General features: G+C 70.1%; 5 protein-coding genes. 1 reads left to right on the top strand and 4 read right to left on the bottom strand.

The features are described from left to right. The coding region (locus ABNT58_RS12920; protein ID WP_348753882.1) for an IclR family transcriptional regulator C-terminal domain-containing protein at nt 1-228 on the top strand (228 nt) is incomplete at its 5' end. A 139-nt stretch (nt 229-367) separates the two neighbouring features. Here ABNT58_RS12920 and ABNT58_RS12915 read toward each other — a convergent pair. The 4 genes from ABNT58_RS12915 to ABNT58_RS12900 all read right to left on the bottom strand — a co-directional run. Further along, nucleotides 368-649, bottom strand: coding sequence for a hypothetical protein (locus ABNT58_RS12915; RefSeq protein WP_348753881.1), 282 nt, complete (start codon nt 647-649; stop codon nt 368-370). Beyond that, nucleotides 649-1,845 (bottom strand): ATP-binding protein, encoded by a 1,197-nt coding sequence (locus tag ABNT58_RS12910; protein ID WP_348753880.1) that lies wholly within the window; start codon nt 1,843-1,845, stop codon nt 649-651. Before ABNT58_RS12910 ends, ABNT58_RS12915 begins: the two co-directional genes overlap by 1 nt. 130 nt (nt 1,846-1,975) lie before the next feature. After that, a complete protein-coding gene (locus tag ABNT58_RS12905; protein ID WP_348753879.1) occupies nt 1,976-2,140 on the bottom strand; it encodes a hypothetical protein in 165 nt (54 codons plus the stop codon). A 152-nt stretch (nt 2,141-2,292) separates the two neighbouring features. Continuing rightward, nucleotides 2,293-4,008: acyl-CoA dehydrogenase family protein (locus ABNT58_RS12900; protein ID WP_348753878.1), on the bottom strand; the 1,716-nt coding region annotated here is incomplete at its 5' end.

The raw sequence follows: 4,008 nt of genomic DNA, 5'->3' as shown, positions 1-4,008 counted from the left end.
CTGGCCGAGGTGCGCCGCCGCGGCCTGGCGCGGGCGGTGGATCTGTCGCTGCCCGGCGTCAGCGCGCTGGCGGTGCCGGTGTTCGACGGCCGCGGCGCGATGGTGCTGAGCATCACCGCCATCGGCCCCAGCGCCACCTTCGACAGCCACTGGGACGGGACGCTGGCGGCTGAACTGCGGCGGGTGGCGGGCGGGCTGTCGCGGCGCTTGGGGTGGCAGCCGGGGTGAAGCGAGGCGAAGCGGAGGTCGCCAACATCGGAGTCCGCATCAGCCCCGCAAAAAATCGATGAGCGCAGCCAGCAGCGGCAGCCGCTGGGCTGCAGCATCCAGCACGCCCCGGCTGAAGTGCCGCTCATAGACCCTGGGCTCATGGGCGGCAGCGCCAAGCCGCTGCTCCCCATTGGGTGTCGGTGTCCAGCACCGCGGCTACCTCGTCGTAGTCCGCCTGCCGAGCCTGCCTGACCGGGTAATCCAGCACATGGGCGCCACCCTTGCCCTTGGCGTTCTTGACCGTCACGCTCTTGCTGCCCCGGGCGACGTACAAGGCCCTCAGATGGCCGAGGAATACCTGCTCCGCCAGACCTTCGCCCACCAGCAGGACGGTGCGCCGCTGCGCACGAACCGGCACGCGTGACGCACGCGGGGCCATCACAACTGCGGCACCGCGCCGTATGCGCCAGCCATGTACTTGGCGTAGAAGTTGTCGTCGTTGCGCAGGCCCTTGATGCTGTCCATCCGCCAGGCGCTGCTTTCGCAGCCAGGCCCCTTCTCCACCAACATCACCAGCGACTTGTGCAACACATTGAGCACCTCCATCGCATGGCAGGTGAACAAGATCTGGGCGCCATGCGGATTGGTCTGCGGGTTGGCGAACAGGTCCAGGATGGGCTCCAGCATGTGCGGATGCAGGTCGTTCTCGAACTCGTCGATCACCGCAAGACCCCCGTGGTTGAGCACGGGCAGCAGACGTGCAAGCAAGACGAAGGCGCTTTGCGTGCCGCTGGACTCCTGCAAGAACGACAGCGTGCGCGCCTGCCCTTCGCGGTCAGTGTGCTGGCCAAAGGGCAGCCAGAAGCGTTCGGAGTCCTGGCCTTCTCGCGGCCGCGTCAGCTCACGCAGTTCGACGCCGCTGAGGCCCAGGTCCCACGCCTTGAGCAGGGTCGCCATTTGCTCGCGCGCCGCGGATTCAACAGCAAAGTACTTGGCGGCCGACGGCAGATCGCTGTCTGCACGAAAGGCCACCCGCCCGCCGGCCGCGACGTTCGACTGGACCTGCAGGGCCTGAAAGCGCAAGGCCAGCGGCACGCCGTACTGCGCTGCGGTGGCCACCAGCGAGGCATTGGGCCGAACCTTGCGCGCCTCGGCCGGTGCCATGCCAAAGCCCTGCTGCCGCACCTCGTAGCGATGCTCGGCCGCGTTCCACTCGCGCATCAAGACGTAGCTGTAGCGGCCCTTGACCTTCTGCTGGTAGAGCGCCTCCAACAGCACGCGCTCGGGCGTCAGGCGCAACACGTAGCGCCACAGCACGCCTTCGAGATCCTCGCCCTCGAACTCCATCTCGGTGGGTGCTTCCACAGCGCTGAAGTGCGGGACCACGGGCAGTGGCGAATCGGCCGGCGCCTGGAACGAGGCTTTCACGAACCAGGCCAGGAAGACCAGCGGCTTGAGCAGCGCCGTCTTGCCCGAGGCATTGGGCCCCACCACCGCCATGGCCGTGCCCAGGCGCGTGCCGCCCGGCGACTGCCGCTCCCAGCCTACCGCCTGGGTCTTGCCATTCAGGCGCAAGTCGACCTCGGTGTGTTCCCGAAAGCTCTGGAAATTGGAAAAAGCGTAGCGGTGAAGCATGGCGGGTGGGGGGCCTCATACCGAGACAACCCGGCAATTAGATCACTTATTCAACAATTTTCTGTTGAATCAGGCGGCATCCCACGAACCCGTGTTCACGATGCGGAAAACACGCGCGCGGCCGGGACGATCAGTCGTCAAAGTTCAGTGGCTGTGCGGGCGCCTTTTCACGCATGCTTTCCACTGCAGCCATATCTTCATCGGCCAGCCCGATGCCCAGGCCAAAGGCGGCCAACGCATCGCCCATGCGCATTCGCTCTTGGGGCATGACCGCCATCGCACGGATGTCGAACACCTCGGCTTCGGAGGTGCGACATGCGTCCTCAGGGACGGTACCGGCTGGCAAGATGGGCATGACTCAAGGCGTCGCTCGTTGTGTATGTATGCAGTCTGAGCCCCATGCAGTGATCCCTGCAAGTACGCAGCGGCACCGCCCCCCCGATCTCCTCACCCCGGCAACACCACCGGCGCGCTGACCCGGCCGAAGGCGAACACGGCCTCGGGTGCGCCGCGCAGCAGGCCCCAGCGGGCGGCGGCCAGGCGTTCGGCGCGCCAAGGGTCTTGGGCGGCGCCGGGCTCGGCGGCCTGGGCGATGCGCAGCGCGGCGTCGGCCAGCAGCAGGCGGGTGCTGCCGGCCAGGAAGTCGTCGGCCGCGGCGCCCACGCGCTCGGGGTCTTCGGCCTGCGGGGCCAGTGCTTCCAGTGCGGCACGGGCGGCCTGCACCGCCTGGCGCAGCGCCGCTGCCTCGGCGGCCAGGCTGGCCGGTGCCGCATCGGCCCGCGCCTGGAGGGCGGCCAGCCGGCGGCCGAAGGCGGCGCCCTGGTCGCCCAGCACCTTGCGCTGCAACAGGTCCAGCGCCTGGATCTCGTTGGTGCCTTCGTACAGCATGGCCACGCGGCTGTCGCGCACGGTCTGCTCGATGCCGGCGTCCCGCGTGTAGCCGGTGCCGCCCCACACCTGCAGCGCCGCATCGGCGCCGTGGTGGCCCAGCGCCGTCAGGCCGGCCTTGACCACCGGCGTCAGCAGGCTGGCCTGTGCTTCAGCCTCGGCCCGCTGGTCGGCATCGGCGCCATGGTGGGCGGTGTCCAGCAGCATCGCGGCCTCGTAAGCCAGCACGCGGCCGGCTTCGGCATCGGCGCGCAGCGTCCACAGCAGGCGGCGCATGGCCGGGTGCTCGGCGATCGGCCGGCCGCGGCCCTGCACCCGCTCGCGGGCATAGGCCCAGGCATGGCGCTGCGCCTGTTCCAGGTGACCCAGCCCTTGCAGTCCCACATGCAGCCGGGCCGCATTCATCATCACGAACATGGCCTGCAGCCCGCGGTGCGGCTGGCCCACCAGCCAGCCCAGCGCGCCTTCCAGCGCCACCGCGCAGGTGGCGCTGCCGTGCAGGCCCATCTTGTGTTCCAGGCCGGTGCAGCGCACCGGGTTGTCGGATCCATCGGGCAGGCGCTGCGGCGCCAGAAAGAGCGAGAGGCCCCGGCTGCCGGCCGGTGCGTCGGGCAGGCGCGCCAGCACCAGGTGCACGGTGTTGTCGGTGAGGTCGTGGGCCGCGCCGGAGATGAACTGCTTGACGCCGTGCAGCCTGTAGGCCGGCAGCCCCGGCAGGCCGCCCTGGCCGCTACCGGCGGGCTCGGCGCGGCTGCGCAGCAGGCCTAGGTCGCTGCCGGCCTGCGGCTCGGTCAGGTGCATGGTGGCCAGCCATTCGCCGCTGGCGACCTTGGGCAGGTACAGCGCCTGCAGCGCCGGGTGGGCATGGTGGCGCAGGCAGTCGTAGGCGCCGTGCAGCAGGCCGGGGTACATGGTCCAGCCATGGTTGGCGGCGGCCCACATCTCGCCCACCGCCGCGTCCAGCAGCAACGGCAGGCCCTGGCCGCCGTGTTCGGGCGCGCAGGCCAGCGCGGGCCAGCCGCCTTGCACGAAGGCGCGGTAGGCCGCGGCAAAGCCCTGGGGCGTGTGCACGCGGCCGTCTTCGGCCAGCCGGCAGCCTTGCTGGTCGCCAACCGCGTTCAACGGCGCCAGCACGCCGCTGGCGAAGCGGCCGGCTTCTTCCAGCACCGCGGCGGCGGTGTCCGCATCGAGGTCGGCATGCGCCGGCGTCGCCGCCCAGGCGGCCGGTGCCTGCAGCACCTCGTCGATGACGAAGCGCATCTCGCGCAGCGGGGG

This window comes from uncultured Aquincola sp., assembly GCF_964001545.1.
Taxonomy (GTDB): Bacteria; Pseudomonadota; Gammaproteobacteria; order Burkholderiales; family Burkholderiaceae_C; genus Aquincola.
This window is presented reverse-complemented; position numbering and strand designations above follow the sequence as displayed.

Coding starts and splice junctions, on each gene's coding strand:
- ABNT58_RS12915 (WP_348753881.1), bottom strand. CDS start 649: ATGGCCCCGCGTGCGTCACGCGTGCCGGTTCGTGCGCAGCGGCGCACC.
- ABNT58_RS12910 (WP_348753880.1), bottom strand. CDS start 1,845: ATGCTTCACCGCTACGCTTTTTCCAATTTCCAGAGCTTTCGGGAACAC.